The organism is Neptunicella plasticusilytica (assembly GCF_047922965.1).
GTDB lineage: Bacteria > Pseudomonadota > Gammaproteobacteria > Enterobacterales > Alteromonadaceae > Neptunicella > Neptunicella plasticusilytica.
In genome coordinates, this window is the sequence record NZ_CP150481.1 from 3,637,931 (window position 1) to 3,656,611 (window position 18,681).

16 protein-coding genes are annotated in these 18,681 nt (G+C 46.9%); 8 read left to right on the plus strand and 8 right to left on the minus strand.

Features of this window, described 5'->3' with window-relative positions; translation table 11 throughout:
• Positions 1 to 43: 43 nt before the first annotated feature.
• Together V1467_RS16325 and V1467_RS16330 are read left to right on the plus strand one after the other, a co-directional pair.
• Positions 44 to 2,488 carry a GH36-type glycosyl hydrolase domain-containing protein gene (locus V1467_RS16325; RefSeq protein ID WP_416306032.1) on the plus strand — a complete coding sequence of 815 codons (2,445 nt, stop codon included), beginning with the start codon at positions 44 to 46 and terminating at the stop codon, positions 2,486 to 2,488.
• Positions 2,489 to 2,665: 177 nt separating this feature from the next.
• Entirely contained in the window at positions 2,666 to 3,130 is a 465-nt protein-coding gene (locus V1467_RS16330; protein WP_416306033.1) for a GNAT family N-acetyltransferase, read from the plus strand.
• On the opposite strand, the gene msrQ is transcribed toward V1467_RS16330, so the two are convergent.
• Positions 3,127 to 3,720 carry a protein-methionine-sulfoxide reductase heme-binding subunit MsrQ gene (gene msrQ, locus V1467_RS16335; protein WP_416306034.1) on the minus strand — a complete coding sequence of 198 codons (594 nt, stop codon included), beginning with the start codon at positions 3,718 to 3,720 and terminating at the stop codon, positions 3,127 to 3,129. The two genes, V1467_RS16330 and msrQ, sit on opposite strands and share 4 nt — an antisense overlap.
• A gap of 21 nt (positions 3,721 to 3,741) precedes the next feature.
• A complete protein-coding gene (msrP, locus tag V1467_RS16340) occupies positions 3,742 to 4,770 on the minus strand; it encodes a protein-methionine-sulfoxide reductase catalytic subunit MsrP (RefSeq protein ID WP_416306035.1) in 1,029 nt (342 codons plus the stop codon).
• Between the two features lie 120 nt (positions 4,771 to 4,890).
• Between msrP and V1467_RS16345 the strand changes: the two genes are divergently transcribed.
• Complete coding sequence (locus V1467_RS16345) at positions 4,891 to 5,775, plus strand: dienelactone hydrolase family protein (RefSeq protein ID WP_416306036.1); 885 nt, start codon at positions 4,891 to 4,893, stop codon at positions 5,773 to 5,775.
• A 15-nt stretch (positions 5,776 to 5,790) separates the two neighbouring features.
• Here V1467_RS16345 and V1467_RS16350 read toward each other — a convergent pair whose 3' ends face one another.
• Both V1467_RS16350 and dbpA read right to left on the minus strand, forming a co-directional pair.
• Complete coding sequence (locus tag V1467_RS16350; protein ID WP_416306037.1) at positions 5,791 to 6,804, minus strand: LacI family DNA-binding transcriptional regulator; 1,014 nt, start codon at positions 6,802 to 6,804, stop codon at positions 5,791 to 5,793.
• 138 nt (positions 6,805 to 6,942) lie between these two features.
• Entirely contained in the window at positions 6,943 to 8,325 is a 1,383-nt protein-coding gene (gene dbpA / locus V1467_RS16355; RefSeq protein WP_416306038.1) for an ATP-dependent RNA helicase DbpA, read from the minus strand.
• 220 nt (positions 8,326 to 8,545) lie between these two features.
• On the opposite strand from dbpA, the gene V1467_RS16360 reads away from it, so the two are divergent.
• On the plus strand, positions 8,546 to 9,931 hold the full coding sequence (locus V1467_RS16360) for a Na+/H+ antiporter NhaC family protein (RefSeq protein WP_416306039.1): 1,386 nt from the start codon (positions 8,546 to 8,548) through the stop codon (positions 9,929 to 9,931).
• A gap of 63 nt (positions 9,932 to 9,994) precedes the next feature.
• On the opposite strand, the gene V1467_RS16365 is transcribed toward V1467_RS16360, so the two are convergent.
• The 4 genes from V1467_RS16365 to V1467_RS16380 form a co-directional block, all read right to left on the minus strand.
• Positions 9,995 to 10,978: a GGDEF domain-containing protein gene (locus V1467_RS16365; RefSeq protein ID WP_416306040.1), complete on the minus strand. Its 984-nt coding sequence runs from the start codon at positions 10,976 to 10,978 to the stop codon at positions 9,995 to 9,997.
• Positions 10,979 to 11,064: 86 nt separating this feature from the next.
• Positions 11,065 to 12,087 (minus strand): ferrochelatase, encoded by a 1,023-nt coding sequence (gene hemH / locus V1467_RS16370; RefSeq protein WP_416306041.1) that lies wholly within the window; start codon positions 12,085 to 12,087, stop codon positions 11,065 to 11,067.
• Between the two features lie 9 nt (positions 12,088 to 12,096).
• Complete coding sequence (locus tag V1467_RS16375) at positions 12,097 to 12,819, minus strand: YebC/PmpR family DNA-binding transcriptional regulator (protein WP_416306042.1); 723 nt, start codon at positions 12,817 to 12,819, stop codon at positions 12,097 to 12,099.
• Between the two features lie 104 nt (positions 12,820 to 12,923).
• Positions 12,924 to 13,376, minus strand: coding sequence for a YaiI/YqxD family protein (locus tag V1467_RS16380; RefSeq protein ID WP_416306043.1), 453 nt, complete (start codon positions 13,374 to 13,376; stop codon positions 12,924 to 12,926).
• 504 nt (positions 13,377 to 13,880) lie between these two features.
• Between V1467_RS16380 and leuA the strand changes: the two genes are divergently transcribed.
• Genes leuA through leuD form a run of 4 tightly spaced genes read left to right on the plus strand, consistent with a single transcriptional unit; the run spans position 13,881 to position 18,546 of the window.
• Entirely contained in the window at positions 13,881 to 15,440 is a 1,560-nt protein-coding gene (gene leuA, locus V1467_RS16385; protein WP_416306044.1) for a 2-isopropylmalate synthase, read from the plus strand.
• On the plus strand, positions 15,441 to 16,538 hold the full coding sequence (leuB, locus tag V1467_RS16390; RefSeq protein WP_416306045.1) for a 3-isopropylmalate dehydrogenase: 1,098 nt from the start codon (positions 15,441 to 15,443) through the stop codon (positions 16,536 to 16,538).
• Entirely contained in the window at positions 16,538 to 17,941 is a 1,404-nt protein-coding gene (gene leuC / locus V1467_RS16395) for a 3-isopropylmalate dehydratase large subunit (protein WP_416306046.1), read from the plus strand. The genes leuB and leuC overlap by 1 nt, the downstream gene beginning before the upstream one ends.
• Before the next feature lie 2 nt (positions 17,942 to 17,943).
• Entirely contained in the window at positions 17,944 to 18,546 is a 603-nt protein-coding gene (leuD, locus tag V1467_RS16400; protein ID WP_416306047.1) for a 3-isopropylmalate dehydratase small subunit, read from the plus strand.
• The last annotated feature ends 135 nt before the right edge of the window (positions 18,547 to 18,681 follow it).

Genomic DNA, 18,681 nt, shown 5'->3' on the forward strand with positions numbered 1-18,681 from the left:
ATGAAAACGATTGTATAACAACAATTTGCAGGACAACCAAACAATGCAACAAGATCAATACGGTTATTTTGACGACGCCAATAAAGAATTCGTCATTACCACTCCCTATACACCTTTGCCGTGGATCAATTATTTAGGCAATGACGGCTTTTATGCGCTGATATCCAATACCGCCGGCGGTTACAGCTTTTACCGCGATCCCAAGTTTCGCCGTTTAACCCGTTATCGCTACAACAATGTACCAATGGATTCCGGCGGCCGTTATTTCTACTTTAATCTTGATGGCGATATATGGAGTGCCAGTGGTCGTCCGGTGGATTGTGAGCTGGATCACTACGAATGTCGTCACGGCATGGGTTATTCCAGCTTCAGCGTAGAAAAAAACCAGATCGCCAGTAAACTCACTTCCTTCGTGCCGCTCGACACCACAGGCGAAGTACATCGTTTGCAAGTAACCAACAACAGCGACAGCAGCAAAGAACTGGATTTATTTTCCTTTATTGAATGGTGCTTGTGGAATGCCGAAGATGACGGCACCAACTTCCAGCGCAACCTGTCTACCGGTGAAGTGGAGATTGAAAACAATACCATCTTTCATAAAACCGAATACCGCGAACGCCGTAATCACTACGCGTTTTACAGCGTTAACCGCGATATTGACGGCTTCGATACCGATCGTAATGCATTTATCGGTAACTACAACGGTTTTGGCAATCCGCAAGTAGTCAAAAATGGTCAATCCACCAACTCTCATGCTCACGGCTGGTCACCTATTGCTTCGCACCATATCAAGCTGGATTTAGCCCCGGGCGAAACCGCCAGTATGGTATTTGTATTGGGTTATGTGGAAGTGCCGGAAAAGCAAAAATGGCAGTCACAAGGTGTAATCAATAAAAATCCGGCCTGGGATTTTCAGTCCAAGTTCGATACTGACGCAAAGTTCGAAGCTGAATTAGCCAAGTTAAATCAATACTGGGATAACCTGCTGGGTAAAATCACGGTGAATACGCCGAATAACAGCATGAACCGGGCAATGAATATCTGGAACCAATACCAGAACATGGTGACGTTTAACTTGTCGCGTAGTGCGTCTTTTTATGAGTCTGGCATTGGCCGGGGTATGGGGTTCCGCGACTCCAATCAGGACACCATCGGCTTTACCCACATGGTGCCTAACGCGGTTAAAGAGCGAATTATCGATCTGGCTGCCACCCAACAATCTGACGGTTCGGCCTACCATCAATATCAACCATTAACCAAAAAAGGTAACGCGGCGATTGGCGGTAACTTTAATGACGATCCCATGTGGCTAGTGCTTTCCACTGCCAACTATATTAAAGAAACCGGCGATGTGGCATTTCTGGACACTATAGTGCCCTTTGAAGATACGCCCGATGTACAAAGTACCCAGTTCGATCATTTAACTGCGTCTTTTTACCATGTGGTGAATAATTTAGGTCCGCATGGGTTACCGCTGATTGGCCGTGCCGACTGGAACGACTGCTTAAATCTGAACTGTTTTTCCACCGAGCCGAATGAATCCTATCAAACCACCCAGCGCGGTGAATCGGATGTCGCAGAATCGCTGATGATTGCCGGCCAGTTTGTCCTTTACGGTAACGAATACGCGAATTTATGCGATTTAACCGGACGCACTGAAGACGCTGCCAAAGCCCGTGTTCATATCAACCAGATGATCGCCACCATCGATCAACACGGTTGGGATGGTAACTGGTTTATCCGCGCCTATGACTCTCGCGGCTTGCCGCTGGGTAGCCATAGCTGCGATGAGGGTAAAATATTTATCGAATCGCAAGGCTTCTGTTTAATGGCCGGTATTGGCATGCAAGATGGTCGTGCCGAAAAAGCGCTGAATGCAGTTAATCAGCACTTACTCGCCGAACATGGCATAGTGCTGCAGCAACCTGCCTACAGTGATTACAACAAATACTATGGCGAAATTACTTCATATCCTCCTGGTTACAAAGAAAATGCCGGAATTTTCTGTCATAACAATCCCTGGATTGTGGTCAGTGAGGCCATATTAGGCCGCGGCGATCAGGCGTTTGATTATTTTAGCCGCTTTACGCCGCTATTCCGTCCACAGGATATGGCCAAACACCGCACCGAACCTTATGTATACAGCCAAATGATTGCCGGTAAAGACGCCGCCATTCCCGGTGAGGCCAAAAACAGCTGGCTAACCGGCGCAGCGGCCTGGTCTTTCTATGCCGGCACCCAATATATTCTGGGCATCGCACCGGATTATAACGGCTTAACCATTAACCCTTGTATTCCTAAGGACTGGAATGAGTTCTCGGTTAAACGCCAGTTCCGCGATGCGACTTATCATATTCAGGTGAATAACCCGAATAAGGTCAGCAAAGGCGTAATGAAAATTGAAATCGATGGTCAAGCCATTGAAGGCAATACCATTCCTTACGCGGATTATTCTGGTGAGCATCAAGTCGTGGTGACCATGGGATAATATTTCGTTGCTTTAACCTGATAAACACTCGAAGCCCCGACAACAATCGGGGCTTTTTTATTAGCTTCCAGTTTGGCGTAAAGAATAAATCAACATTTGCCGCTATAAATACAAAGTATTTCCAACGCCTTGCTCAAATGCTAATTTATCCTTTTGACTAACCGACTAGCTGCCACGATGAAGCTCATTCCTCCTACCAATATACTGCTCAGCCAGATGATGAACTGGTTTACCAGTCAACAACAGACCTATCAATGGGGTGGTCCGGAGTTTCCGTTTCCCTTTACGGCTGAGACCTTTCGCCAAGGACTAAAACTGGATGAGCTAAACTCCTTTGCGTTACAGGATGACAACCGGCAGTTTGTGGCATTTGGTCAGTTTTATCTGCGTGAGGGGCGTTGCCATCTGGGGAGACTGGTTGTGTCTCCCGATCAACGTGGTCGGGGATTGGGAAAGTTACTGGTTGAGCAATTGATCAAAAAAGGTCGTGCACAATTACAAGTTAGCGAATGCTCACTATTTGTTTTAAAAGATAACCATAATGCTCTGCAACTTTATTTATCGCTTGGCTTCATTCTAGCCGACTACCCAAAGCCGATGCCGATTGAAGACTGTTTTTATATGGTTAAAGCGGGCGATTAACCCACCATCCGCATTAATTTATCTTTTCGCAACCACAGCAATACAAAGCTAATCGCAAAGTAAATCAACGGTTCGATAATATCGGATTTTACAGACCAGATATAATGGGTACAGACCAGCAACACAATCAGATAAATGCTGTTGTGCAGGCGTTGCCAGTTGCGTCCCATTTTACGCCTGACTTTCATTGGTGATGTGATGGCAAGAGCCAGCAGAAAAGTTAGTGCCAACATACCTACGGTAATATAGGGCCGCTTAATAATTTCACTCAACAACAGCGAAAAATCATATTGCAAATCAAACAGGATAAAATTGGCTAAATGCACACTGGCATAAAAAAAGGCGTACAGACCAACTAACCGTCGCACATTAATTAAATAACCTTGTTTGAAGAACTTGGCAACCGGTGAGATACACAGGGTCAGTAGCAAGATATTTAATGCACCTTTACCGCTAAAATGGATCACAGCCTTAACAGGATCAGCACCTAAGCCGTCGTGAAACGCCTGATAATACAGCCAGACTAACGGAAGTATTGCACCAAGATGAATAACGACCTTGAGTAAAAATATTCGTCTTGCTGGTGTCATATAAAACTTTCCCGTGAGTGATTAGTAGTTGCGACGTAAATCCATGCCTTTATATAAACCAGCGACTTCTTCTGCATAACCATTAAACGGCAGCGTATCAATCCGGTTGTTAGCTAACAAACCGCCAGTAGTGATTCGGCGTTCACTGGCCTGACTCCAACGCGGATGATCGACAGCCGGATTCACGTTAGCGTAAAAACCGTACTCCTGAGGAGCTAACTTATTCCAGGTGGTCGGTGGCTGCTGTGTGGTTAATTTCATCGACACGATGGATTTAATACTTTTAAAACCATATTTCCAGGGCACCACCAAACGGATTGGCGCGCCATTTTGGCCGGGCAAAGCTTTACCGTATAAACCCACTGCCAGCATAGTTAACGGGTGCATGGCTTCGTCGATACGCAAGCCTTCCACATAGGGATAATCAATTCCGCCCCCCAGAAAACGACTATCCTGACCGGGCATACGTTCGGGATCATATAATGTCTGAAACGCCACATATTTGGCGCTGGATTTAGGATCGGCCTGTTTAATTAAATCGGCGAGAGGAAAACCAATCCAGGGAATAACCATTGACCAGGCTTCCACACAGCGTAAACGATAAATGCGTTCCTGCAACGGAAAACGACTGAACAGTGCATCATAGTCGAGCAGTAAGGGTTTATTCACTTCACCTTCGACTTTTAAGTACCAGGGATCGGTAACAAAACCGCGCGCATATTCGGCAGGCTGACTTTTCTTGGCGCCAAATTCATAGTAATTGTTGTGGTGCGTGACTTTATCTTCGGGGGTCATCACTTCGTCGGTGATATAAGGTTTAGTTGCCTTGGTAAAATCCAGCGCCTTTAACGGCACTTCTTTGGGTTTATCGTCATCAAAAATATCAAATATCCCGGCCTGAGCCTGTCTTGCAGCAATCGCCCCCGACAGTAATGCTCCCGCGCCGATAAAGCCCATTTTTTTAAGTAATTGACGGCGTTGTAAATACACCGCCTCGTCGGTTACCTGGTTTTCGGTTAATTTGCTGGTGCGGGGAATTTTAATCAGCATGGCAGAGATCCGTTTTATTGCTATTAACTACTTAACCACTATAGACAAGCAAAGTGGCTTGAATCTTTCAAAATAAGCTAGACTAGGACGTGTTGACCTTAATCAGAGAGCCAAACCGCCATGCCAAAGCACCCTAAACTCCCCGAACAAGCCTTTACTCTTTACGATCAATTTGCCCATGGCCGGATTAACCGGCGCGCGTTTCTCAGTGGACTGGGCAAGTTGTCGGTGGGTGCGCTCACAACCAGCATAATGCTGGACGCGTTAATGCCCAATTATGCCCTGGCCGAGCAGGTTTCTTTCAACGATCCGGACATTATTGCCAGCTATCAGGAGTTCAGCTCTCCAGATGGCTATGGCACCGGCAAAGGTTATCGGGTAGAACCCAGCAAACTGGATAAACCGGCGCCCTTGGTACTGGTTATTCACGAAAATCGGGGCCTCAATCCTTACATCAAAGATGTCGCCCGTCGCTTCGCCAAGCAAGGATTTATCGCCTTTGCGCCAGATGGCCTCTATCCTGTAGGCGGTTATCCCGGCAACGACGAACAAGGCAAGAAAATGCAGGCATCAATGGATAAAGACAAACTGGCTAATGATTTCTTTGCTGCGGCCAAGTCGCTTAAAGGTGATGGCAAAGGAAACGGTAAACTGGGTGTAATCGGTTTTTGCTACGGCGGCGGTATGGTGAATAAAATTGTCACCGAAGCACCTGACTTGGCTGATGCAGCCGTTCCTTTTTATGGTGCAGCGCCAGATTTGGCCAAAGTAAAGAATATTCAAGCCCCGCTGATGATCCAGATGGGTGAGCTGGATGAGTGGGTGAACGCCATGTGGCCGGATTATGAAAAGGCGTTAAAAACAGCCAACAAAGACTACCAGGCATTTGTTTATCCTGGTGCTCGGCATGGATTTCACAATGATTCTACTGCCCGTTATGATCAGGTCAATGCGGAACTGGCGTGGCAACGCACATTGGCATTTTTTAACCAACATCTGGCCTGAACAGATTTCAGCCTATCAGGAAGGACGAGGTCCGGTGCTACCGCGCACCAGTAATTGCACCGGCAACTCAATATAGCGACGGGCAATAGGTTTATGTTCCAATTGGGCTAACAACAAATCCATACAGTTCTGGCCAATTTCGACCAGGGGTTGATGAATGGTCGTCAACGGCGGATTCATATAGGCCGAATATTCGGTATCGTCGAATCCGACCAGCGACATTTGCTCCGGTACTTTGATGTTATGATCATGCAGCGCACTCATGGCACCATAGGCAATATTATCACTAAAACAGAATATCGCGGTGGGAGGCTCTGGTAATTCGAGTAGCTTGGTTGCGGCGATTTTTCCCGAACCAATCAGATAGTTACCATTGGTGATCAAATCCGGATCAAAGGCTATTCCAGCCTGTTCCAGTGCCAGTTTATAACCGGTAAGACGGTCATTGGAGCTGGGCGCATCCATATTACCGGTAATGGCACCAATACGACGATGACCCAATTCAATCAGATGATTGACCGCCGTTTTGGCCGCATCTACGTTATTGATCATCACCTGACACACATCATCCACATTTAGCGGCTCACAAGAATTCACAATTGGCGGCAGTTGTTCTACGGTAGTGCCGGGCTCGACGTCAAAAGGCAAATGTTGAGAAAACAGGATAATGCCGTCGACCTGACCGGAGCGCACCATGGCGGCATAATGTTTTACTTTATCTGCATCACGCTGAGTATCGCCAAGTAACACCGAATAACCTGCCTTGGCGGCCGCATCTTCGATAGAACGGATAATTCCAGCGTTAAAAGAGTTGGTAATATCAGGAATAATCACTACGATACTGCCGCTTTTCTGGGTACGCAAACTGGCACCAAAACGATTAGGTGTATAGCCGCATTGTTCGATAGCTTGCAATACTCTTTCACGGGTTGTGGCAGACACAATATCCGGATTACTTAATGTTCTGGACACTGTAGCGGGAGAAACACCGGATAATTCCGCGACCAGTTTAATTCCTGTTTTTGACAATACTTAACTCACAATGAAAACGTTATCAACGATTTGTTAATATAACGGATTTTTTTTGTAAAAAAACATAATTTATTCATTAATCTTTTGATTTCGCTAAATAACCTGAGCAGGCTTAATTCAAACTCAGGTTAAATATCAGTTAAATTTGCGGACTTTAAAGGTCTTTCCTTTAATTTTGCCGGTGCGCAAATGATTCATCACAGGTTTAACGCTACGGATTTTAACTGCTAGGTAGGCATTAAAATCGGTAATATTAATTTTGCCGATATCGTCGCCCGGAATACCGGCGTCTTTGGTTAGTGCACCCAAAATATCACCGGCTCGCAGCTTATTTTTCTTGCCTCCGTCAATACACAAGGTGGTATATTCCGGCGGCAAAATACGATTACGATGAAAAATATGCGCAATAATGCTCTTCCACATCAGCTTTTGCTGCTGATAATCTTCAATGGCATTGGCACGATGAATTTCTTTAGGACTGCATAGTGTCAGCGCCAGCCCTTCGGCATCAGCTCGTCCAGTACGACCAATTCGATGTACATGCACTTCGGGATCCGGGGTAATGTGATAGTTAATGACCGCACTCACATCTTTAATATCCAGCCCGCGCGCTGCCACATCGGTAGCCACCAAGATCCTGTTGCTTTGATTGGCAAACCGGTACAACACCTGATTACGTTCACGTTGTTCAATATCACCGTGCAATGCCAGCGCGGAAAATCCTTCGGCTTGCAACAGATCAGCTAACTCCTGGGTCTCGATTTTGGTATTGCAGAAAATAATCGCCGAATTAGGCTGGTAATGGGTAAGTAAACGACATACCGAATCTGCACGCTTATTATCTTCAATCTCGTAAAAATATTGTTCAATCTTGTTGGCACTGTGAGTCGACTCGACAGTGACCCACTGAGTGTCCCGCTGGATTTCGGCACTCATTTTCTCTATTGCCGGAGGATAAGTGGCCGAAAACAGCAAAGTTTGGCGATCCGCCGGGACGTTGGCTATCACCGCAGCCATTTCGTCTTCAAACCCCATATCCAGCATTCTGTCTGCTTCATCCAGGACCAGACAATTGACGTTATCCAGTTGCAAGCGACCACGGGATAGATGGTCCATAATCCGTCCCGGTGTACCGACTACAATATGTGCACCGTGTTCCAGCGACTGAATTTGCGGACCCATTGGCATCCCACCACACAGGGTTAACACCTTGATATTGTGAATAAAACGGGCTACACGACGGATCTCGATGGCAACTTGTTCGGCCAATTCACGGGTTGGACACAGCACCACAGACTGGATACAAAATCGTTCAACGTTCAGGCGGGATAGCAAGCCGATAGCAAAAGCCACGGTTTTTCCGCTGCCTGTTTTGGCCTGTGCAGTGACATCTTTTCCGGCTAAGATGGGTGGCAAGCTCTGCGCCTGAATCTCGGTCATTTGAGTAAAACCCAGTGTCGTCAGGTTTTGTTCCAGGGCAGGTAACAGATTAAGGCTGGCAAATTGGTCAGATTTCACGGATTATCTTGCGTCAGGATAGAGTTGGCGCCAATTCTACCGGTTTAAGCACAAAACTAATAGGGGGCGCTTATCTTTCATATTCGCCTCAGACACATTCTGAGTAATAATTTATTCATAATAATGGTATAAAGAGGATGTATTTATCTTTGCTGTGGGGTTAACAGCCAAGATCAACCCGTCTTCTAACCAATCTAAAAATAACAAGGGTATTAACACTGTGAGTAACTGGTTAACTGTTTTACCGCCAATATTGGCAATTATCGTCGTATTCTGGCGTAAAGAGGTCATTTTGGCCTTATTTGTCGCTTTGGCCTCGTCAGAAATTTTATTGCTATCGCAAGTGGGCGTTGAGCTCTACACGCCTTTTTCAGGATTGATCAATACGCTGGAACGTATTGTTGGTGTCTTTTCTTCAGCCGGTAATACCCGCATTCTGATATTCTCCCTGCTAGTCGGTTCGTTACTGGCCTTTATGCGCTATTCAGGCGGCGTAACGGCACTGGTATCCAAATTAATTAATGGTGGTATAGCCAACAGCCCGCGTAAGGTAGGGTTGTTGTCATTTTTTACCGGTGTGGTGGTATTTATCGAATCCAATTTGAGTGTACTCACAGCCGGTATTTTGTCCCGCGGCCTATTTGATAAATTTAATATGAGCCGTGCACGTTTAGCCTATATTATCGACAGCACCAGTGCACCGATTTGCATCCTGATTTTGTTGAACGGTTGGGGGGCTTATATTCTAGCCTTGTTGGGCAATTATGACTTGCCGGAATCATCAGTTTCCACCCTTATCGGCACTATTCCACTGAACTTTTACGCCATCATTGCGCTGATTTTAGTGCTGTATACCGTTATAAGCGGCAAAACCTATGGCACCCTGGCCCAGGCAGAGAAAAATCCTCAAGCTACATTAGCTCATACCGAAATCGAACAACCTGCCACCAAAGCCCGCTTTATGCTGTTGCCGTTGATGACTATGGTGATCAGTATGGTTGGTTTTATGCTGTGGACAGGCAACGGCCAACTGACCGATGGAGACGGTTCCAAATCGGTTTTGTATGCCACCAGTCTGGCCTGTCTGGTGTCTTATGTTTTAATGCGTACATCCGGTCAATACCGGCATAAAGAACTGATTGAAATAGGTTTTAAAGGTATGGGTGAGCTATTACCTTTGGTGACCATAGTGTTGTTATCGCTGGCACTGGGCACCAGTTTAAAACAATTGGGTACCGGAACCTTTATCGCCGGGCTGGTTGCCGACTCGTTACCGCTGTTTATCGTACCCGCCATGCTGTTTTTGGCCGGCGCACTGATTTCGTTTTCTACCGGCACTTCGTGGGGAACCTTTGCCATCCTGATCCCTATCGGTATGCCGCTGGTGATCAATCTGGGCTTACCTGCCGAACTCATCCTGGCAGCGATTCTCGGCGGCGGGGTATTTGGCGATCATTGTTCGCCCATATCGGATACCACTGCTGTCAGTTCGATTGCATCTGGTTGTGATTTGCTGGAACACGTTCGTACCCAGTTACCCTATGCATTGGTTGGCGGGGTGTTGACCTTTATCGCCTATATTCTGGCGGGACTGCTTATGATCTAACGCGCATACATGCGCTGAAAAAAAACGGCAATCACCATTGCCGTTTTTTATTGTCCATTAATATCAGCTAGCCGGGGCCACGCAGCTGGCGTTGCGTCCTGCATTTTTAGCCTGATACATAGCTTTATCTGCCCGTCCCAACCAATCATACCCCGTTTCACCGGGCTGATACTGCGCAATTCCTAATGATACGGTAATAGGGTAATGCTCTGATAAACAGGATTGTTCAATATCGCCACGAATGTTTTCTGCCAGTTGTGCCGCAGCATCCAGAGCGGTATTGTCGGTGACAATCACAAATTCTTCACCGCCAAAACGGTACAGGCTATCAGCAGCACGGATACGTTTTAATATCACTTGCACCAGCTTGACCAGAATTTTGTCCCCTTCTGCGTGACCAAACTGATCATTAATGGCTTTAAAGCGGTCCAAATCAAACAGGAGCATCGAAACTGGTCGTTGGGTGCGAGTCTGACTGCGCACAACCTCGCGTAACTTGTCATCCAGCGCCCGTCGATTACCTACTCCCGTGAGCGGATCGCTGACTGACAAAGCAATAAGTTGATTGCGCTGTTCGCGTGTTTTAGAGGCAAATACAAAACTGAATACCGTAGTGGCAATAGCCGAAATGTAGAAGGCGCTAGCAGCAACCAGTTGGGTTTCCCGGAAAATCACCGGCAACAGTGCCAACAGTAATATCAACGCAAACAGCACGCCGATTTTAGGTGTTAATACAAAAAACAGTGCAACAATAACCGGATAAACCCATACAAGTTGTGCGCTGCCCTTTAAATAAATGGTGCAAAATAGCACAAGCAAATAGAAAGCTAATAAAGCCCAACCTGCAATACGGGTTTCTCTTGTCCGGTAGACATACAGATATATCGCCGCCATGGCACAAACAGCAAAAATATCCAGCAGAGCGATAGTCCAGTCATTGGACAGTAGACGCATAACACAAAAGGGCAACAGACAGAAAAAGCTGGCAGCACTGAGTGACAGGATAATAGTTTCTTCGGTACCGCGCTTGTCCGCTGATAGGTGCATTCTATATTCCGTTCTTTTTGGTTAATTTATCACCAACCGGCCAGTAAATCATGACCTATCGTGATGAAAATTTCCCGCAACAAGGGCTAGAGTTCAAACCAACCCTGAATATGCGATTGCAGCAGTTTTGTCAGTGCCTGAATATGCTCAGGATCAGCATTTAGCGCTGGGATATACTGATAAGTTTCTCCTCCCGCTTCCAGGAAATAATCCCTGTTCTCGATACCAATTTCTTCGATGGTCTCCAGACAATCGGCTGAAAAACCGGGACAAACCACCTGCACCGACTTGACTCCCTCACCACCCAACTGCTTGAGGGTCATATCTGTGTAGGGTTTTAACCATTCTTCACGACCAAAACGGGACTGAAAGGTGGTCAGATATTGCTCTTCATTCAAACCCAGTTGTTGCGCAACCCGTTGTGCAGTGGCCACACATTGCTGCTGATAAGGATCGCCTTTATCAACATATTTCTGCGGAATACCATGAAAAGAAAACAGCAATTTGTCAGCCTGACCATGCTCGTGCCAATAGGCTTTAATTTTACTGACTTGCGCCTGAATATAGTCTTCGCTTTGGTAGTAATGATTAATAAAACGCAATTCAGGAAACCAGCGACGCCGACGAAAACTGGCCGATACGGCATCAAAAGTAGAGGCATTAGTCGAGGCACTGTATTGCGGGTATAAAGGTAAAACCAATAGTTTTCCCACTCCCTGCTCAACCATCTTATCGATTGCGGAGTCAATCGAAGGAGAACCATAGCGCATGGCAAATTCCACCACGATATTATCGCTATGTTGTTTCATTGCGTTGCACACTGCATCACATTGATCCTGGGTATGGAATAATAAAGGAGAGCCTCTTTTGGTCCAGACTTCCTGATAGGATTTGGCTGACTTGGCCGGACGGATGACCAAGATCACCTTGAGAATAAACCACCATAACCATCGCGGTGTTTCCACCACCCGCGGATCGGCCAAAAATTCGGCCAAATAACGTTTTAACGCCGAACGGCTGGGTGCATCCGGCGTCCCCAGGTTAGTCAGCAAAATACCGATTTTGTCCTGCGAACGTCTCAGTAGTTCCGGATTATTTTTATATTGCATGCAGGGCGCTTAATCTGCCATTTCTGCATTGTGATACACATGTTGTACATCATCACAGTCTTCCAGCATGGCCAGAAACTTCTCGAAGTTGGGTAAGTCTTCTTCGCTGATAGTGGTCATGGTTTGTGGCTCAAAGGTGATTTCTTCCGCTTCAAACACAATATCAGGATTAGCTTCAGTTAATGCGGTTTTGACTTTATAGAATTCGGTATGTGGTGCATACACAGTAATCATCCCGTCTTCCTGTTCGATATCTGTCACGTCGGCATCCGCCATCATCAGCAATTCCAGGATGGCATCTTCATCATCACCGGCAAAAGTAAAAATCGCCTGATGCTCGAACATATGCGCTACCGACCCTTGCGCACCGATTTTTGCGCCGGTTTTGGTAAAACAATTACGTACATCGGTAATAGTGCGGTTATTGTTGTCCGTTAAACAATCCACGATCACCATGCAATTACCCGGACCATAGCCTTCGTAGCGCGCGGTAGCATAATCTTCACCACCTCCACCACTGGCTTTCTCGATTGCGCGATCAATAACATGGGCGGGCACTTGATCTTTCTTGGCTTTATCAATCAAGCGACGTAACGCCAAATTGCCGACAGGATCGGTGCCGCCACTTTTGGCACAGACATAGATTTCTTTACCGTACTTGGAGTAAACCTTGGTTTTTGCCCCTTGTGTTTTCGCCATAGAGGCCTTGCGAACTTCGAATTTTCTTCCCATTGGATTATGCTCTCATACTGCTTGGAACAGCCTTTAGAATGTGATTGACAGGCTATTTAATTTTATTAGGTTAATTCTAACGGTTTAGACTGGTGTTTGACCAGTTACTTAGCCGCATTTCTGGTTAACCACTTATCCAGTTCATCTGCAAACATCTTGCGCTCACTTTGGCTCAGTGCCGGAGGGCCGCCAGTATTCACGCCACTGGCACGCATGGTGTCCATAAAATCACGTATGTTCAGCCGTGCCCTGACATTGCTGGCAGTGTACAACTCGCCTCTGGGGTTTAATGCATAACCCCCTTTGTCGATGACTTCGGCGGCCAGCGGAATATCACTGGTAATGACTAAATCACCGGCCGTTAAGCGTTGCACAATTTCATCGTCCGCCACATCAAAACCAGATTGCACCTGAATAGCGTTAATGTATTTGGATGGCGGCGTACGGATATACTGGTTTGCCACTAATGTCATTGGCATTTTGGTGCGTTCGGCGGCACGAAACAGTATTTCTTTAATCACTACAGGACAGGCGTCGGCATCGACCCATATTTTCATTTGCACATCACTTAATGTTATTTCGTCAAACAGAAATTGGCTAAGGGTAAGAATTCTATCCCGAATACCCTGCTCAAATCAGCAAAAACCTTCTTCCTGTAAAAATTAGCTTAACCTTATATATGAAGATATATCTGCATGGTTATGCCGTTATTAATCACATAAATATACTCTTTACCTGCATATTAATTCCAAATAAATATATACCTTCCTGACTCACAAAGGTTGACGGATTAACCGATAAAAGCTACTAATACACATACTATTGTATTGAATGCTGAATGAGCGCAAAGAATGTACAACAACCTGCTTCTAATCCTACTCCTTATGGCAGCGAGATTGCACGGGTAGGTTGTATTTAAAGCAGGCAACCAGATTAGAAAAACCCGTGCATGGCACGGGTTTTTTTTTGACTCTGCGCCAGGATCGGAAGTCTTAACATAGAATGAGCCAAATCACTTTGATTAGGACTCGACCACTCACAACAACAACGAGGGTAACAAAATGAATGATCGTGTTTTAATTTTCGACACTACGTTACGGGATGGCGAGCAAGCCTTACCTGCTAGTCTGACGATAAAAGAAAAACTGCAGATCGCCCTCGCGCTTGAACGTTTGGGGGTGGATATTATCGAAGCCGGTTTTCCGGTTTCCTCTCCCGGCGATTTTCAGTCGGTGCAAGAAATCGCCCGACAGATAAAAAATTCGACGGTGTGCGGGTTGTCACGGGCGATGCTCAAAGATATTGATGCCTGCGGCGAGGCCTTAAAAGTGGCTGAACAGTTCCGTATTCATACCTTCATTGCTACCTCGGATATTCATGTAGGAGCCAAATTACGTAAGTCCCAGGATGAAGTACTGGACATGGCCGTTGGTGCGATTAAACATGCCAGACGCTATACCGACGATGTCGAGTTTTCCTGTGAAGATGCCGGACGTACCAATATCGATTATCTATGCCGTATGGTGGAATCAGCGATTAACGCCGGCGCGACGACGGTAAATATTCCCGATACTGTCGGCTACACCATCCCCACCGAGTTTGGCGGTATTATTCACAACCTGTTTAACCGGGTACCCAATATCGACAAGGCGGTGATTTCGGTGCACTGCCACAATGATCTTGGGCTGGCAGTGGCCAATTCATTAAGTGCCGTGCAACAAGGGGCTCGCCAAATAGAATGTACCATTAACGGTTTAGGCGAACGGGCTGGTAACTGTTCATTGGAAGAAGTGGCGATGATTATCCAGACGCGCCAGGCCATGTTGGGCGTACACACTGGCATTAACAGCCAGGAAATATCCCGGACCTCCAAGCTGGTCAGTCAATTGTGTAATATGCCGGTTCAGGCCAATAAAGCCATTGTGGGTGCCAATGCCTTTAGCCATTCTTCGGGAATTCATCAGGACGGCGTACTGAAATCACAAAATACCTACGAGATCATGACACCGGAAAGTGTCGGTATTAATAAAAACAACCTCAATCTGACCTCACGCTCCGGCCGTCACGTAATTAAGCATCGCATGCATGAACTGGGTTACAAGGAATCCGACTATGATCTGGATGCCTTGTACGAAAGTTTCCTGACCCTGGCTGATAAAAAGGGGCAGGTATTTGATTACGATCTGGAAGCCCTGGTGTTTTTTGATCAGCAAAAACACCAGCAGGCTTACTATGCCTTGGGTTATTTACATGCCAACTCGGGTAAAAGCATTGTCCCGACCGCTACTGTCCAGATCAAAATGGGCGATAAGGAAGCCACTGAAACGGCCATCGGGAATGGACCTGTGGATGCAGCCTACAATGCCATTATCAAGGCCACCGGTATTGACGGGCTGGATATTGTCGACTTTAAACTGGATTCAAAAGGCGAAGGAGCCGACGCCTTGGCACAGGTTAGTGTGGTAGCAGAATACAAGGGACGGCGCTTTAACGGAATTGGTCTGGCCACTGATATCGTTGAATCTGGGGTAAAAGCCCTGATATACGTGCTGAATAATACCCACATGGCCGATCAAATCGATCAACACAAACAACAGCAACAAAAGATAGTTGGAATATAAATGTCTGAATACAACATAGCCGTTTTGGCGGGAGATGGAATAGGTCCGGAAGTGATGGTGCAGGCCATTCGGGTGCTGGATACGGTAAGTGAAAAATTTAATCTCAAATTTAATTTAACCCACCACGATGTCGGTGGTATTGCTATTGATAATCACGGTGAAGCTCTGCCCGCATCAACCCTGCAAGGCTGCGAACAGGCCGACGCAATATTATTTGGCTCTATAGGCGGCCCCAAATGGGACAGTTTACCGCTGGAAAAACGCCCCGAACGCGCTGCGCTGTTAGCCCTGCGTGGTCATTTTGATTTGTTTGGTAATTTGCGGCCGGCCAAGATTTATCCAGGTATGGAAAATTTGTCGCCACTGCGTGCCGATATTGCCGCCAGTGGTTTTGACGTGCTGGTAGTACGTGAGCTCACCAGCGGTATTTATTTTGGACAACCCAAAGGCATGCAAGGGGAAGGCGAAGAAGAGTTTGCCTTCGATACCATGCGTTATTCTCGCCGCGAAATTCGTCGCATCGCCATTCAGGCATTTGAAGCCGCGCAACTACGCCGCCAAAAAGTGACCTCGGTGGACAAGGCCAACGTACTGGTGTGCAGCCGTTTATGGCGTGAAGTAGTCGAAGAGGTTGCTAAAGATTATCCCGAGGTCACGCTGGAACATATCTATATTGATAACGCTACCATGCAGCTAATCCGTCACCCGTCCGATTTTGACGTCATGCTTTGTTCCAACCTGTTTGGCGATATTATCAGTGATGAATGTGCCATTATTACCGGCTCCATGGGTTTACTGCCCTCTGCCAGCATCAATCAGGATGGCTTTGGCATGTACGAACCGGCAGGCGGCTCCGCGCCGGATATCGCCGGTAAGGGAATTGCCAATCCCGTCGCGCAAATATTGTCTGCGGCCATGTTACTGCGTTTCAGCCTGCAACAGAATGAAGCCGCCGATGCCATTGAACAGGCCGTGTTAAAAACCCTGGAAGATGGCGTATTAAGTGTTGAATTACTTAGCCAAGATAAGCGTCATCTGGCTAAAAGCACCGCCGAAATCGGTGACTACATCATAAAACTTATTAAAGGTGCGCACTAATGACGAAAAATTTATATGACAAAGTCTGGGAAGCCCACTTGGTCCATCAGGACGGTGATGATTGCCTGATCTATATTGATCGTCACCTGATCCATGAAGTGACCTCTCCGCAGGCGTTTGCCGGATTAAAAGAAAAAAATCGCAAGGTGCGCCGTCCGGATAAAACCTTTGCCACCATGGATCACAGTATCTCGACCCGTTCATTGGCGATTGATGCCTGTGGCCCGACCAACGCGCTACAGTTACGTACGCTGGCTGAAAACTGCCAAGAAAACGGCATTCAGCTTTATCCGGTCGGGCATCAGAAACAGGGGATCGTGCATGTTATCGGTCCGGAACTGGGCCTGATTCTGCCTGGTATGACGGTAGTTTGCGGAGATTCGCATACCGCCACTCACGGTGCATTTGGCGCGCTCGCTTTTGGTATTGGTACCTCACAAGTCGAGCATGTATTCGCCAGCCAAACCCTGAAACAGGGCAAGGCGAAAAGCATGAAAGTACAGGTTGATGGCAAGTTGGGCTTAGGCGTCACCGCTAAAGATATTATTTTGGCAATTATCGGCAAAATTGGTCATGCCGGAGCCACCGGTCATGTAATCGAATATTGTGGCTCGGCGATTGAAGCCCTGTCGATGGAAGAGCGCATGACTATCTGCAATATGACCATCGAAGCCGGTGCCAAGGCCGGTCTAATTGCACCGGATCAAACCACACTGGATTATCTGCAAGGGCGAGAATTTGCGCCTAAAGGCGAAGACTGGCACGCCGCTTGTGAATATTGGTTAAGCCTGCATTCTGACCCCGGTGCCACTTTCGATACTGTGGTAGAACTGCCAGCAGAGTCAATCAAGCCACAAGTGACCTGGGGTACCAACCCGGGACAGGTGGTAGCAGTGGATGAGCCGGTACCTGCTCCAGAAAGCATGCCTAACGATGTTGAACTAGCTTCATGCCTTAGCGCGCTCAAGTATATGGGGCTGTCCGCCGGACAAAAGTTGTCTGATGTATCGGTCAATCATGTATTTATTGGGTCCTGTACTAATAGTCGTATCGAAGATCTGCGCGCCGCAGCCCATATTGCCAAACTGGGTAAAGTAAATCCATCCGTTACGGCGATTGTGGTGCCGGGATCGGCGCAAGTTAAACAGCAGGCAGAAAGTGAAGGTTTAGACAAAATATTTATTGATGCCGGATTCGAATGGCGCTTACCCGGCTGTTCAATGTGCCTGGGTATGAATGACGATATTTTGCAACCCGGCGATCGTTGCGCGTCCACCAGTAACCGTAACTTCGAAGGCCGTCAGGGTCGTGGGGCCCGCACCCATCTGGTGAGTCCGGCAATGGCCGCCGCCGCAGCATTACATGGTCATTTTGTCGACGTTCGCCAGTTAAAAGGAGCATAAAAATGGCTGGAATAGATTTACATACCGGTACTGCCGTTCCTCTGGATCAGGCCAATGTGGATACCGATCAGATTATCCCCAAACAGTTTTTAACCGCCGTTACCCGCAGCGGTTATGGCAAACATTTATTTCATGACTGGCGTTATCTCGATCTGCACGAAAAAGAACCCAATCCTGAATTTGTGTTAAATAAACCCCAACATCAAGGCGCCAGTATCTTGCTCACTCGTCAGAACTTCGGTTGTGGCTCAAGCCGTGAACACGCGCCCTGGTCCCTGACCGATTACGGTTTCAAAGTGGTGATCGCCACCAGTTTTGCCGATATCTTCTATGCCAACAGCATCAACAATCAACTGTTACCGGTGCGGCTGAGCAATAGCCAAATGGATGCAATTTTCGCTGCGGTGCAACAGGACCCGGCCACGCCAATCAGTGTCAACTTGTCAGATCAACAGGTAATTTGCAACGGCGAGGTTTATCCTTTTGAAATTGACCCTGCGCATAAAAATTCGCTACTCAAAGGGCTGGATGCAATAGGTCAAACACTGGAGCTAAGCCAGCATATCGATAGCTATGAGAAAAATATTCCTGCCTGGTTAGCATAAACTCGCTCGGTACACATATAAAAAGGTCCGCTGAAATCGGTTGATTTAAGCGGACCTGTTTAATTCATCTCTAGTTCAGCCAAAATCTAATACACTTTTCATAGCTACTTTTCTCTCACTTAAGCACAAAGGAAA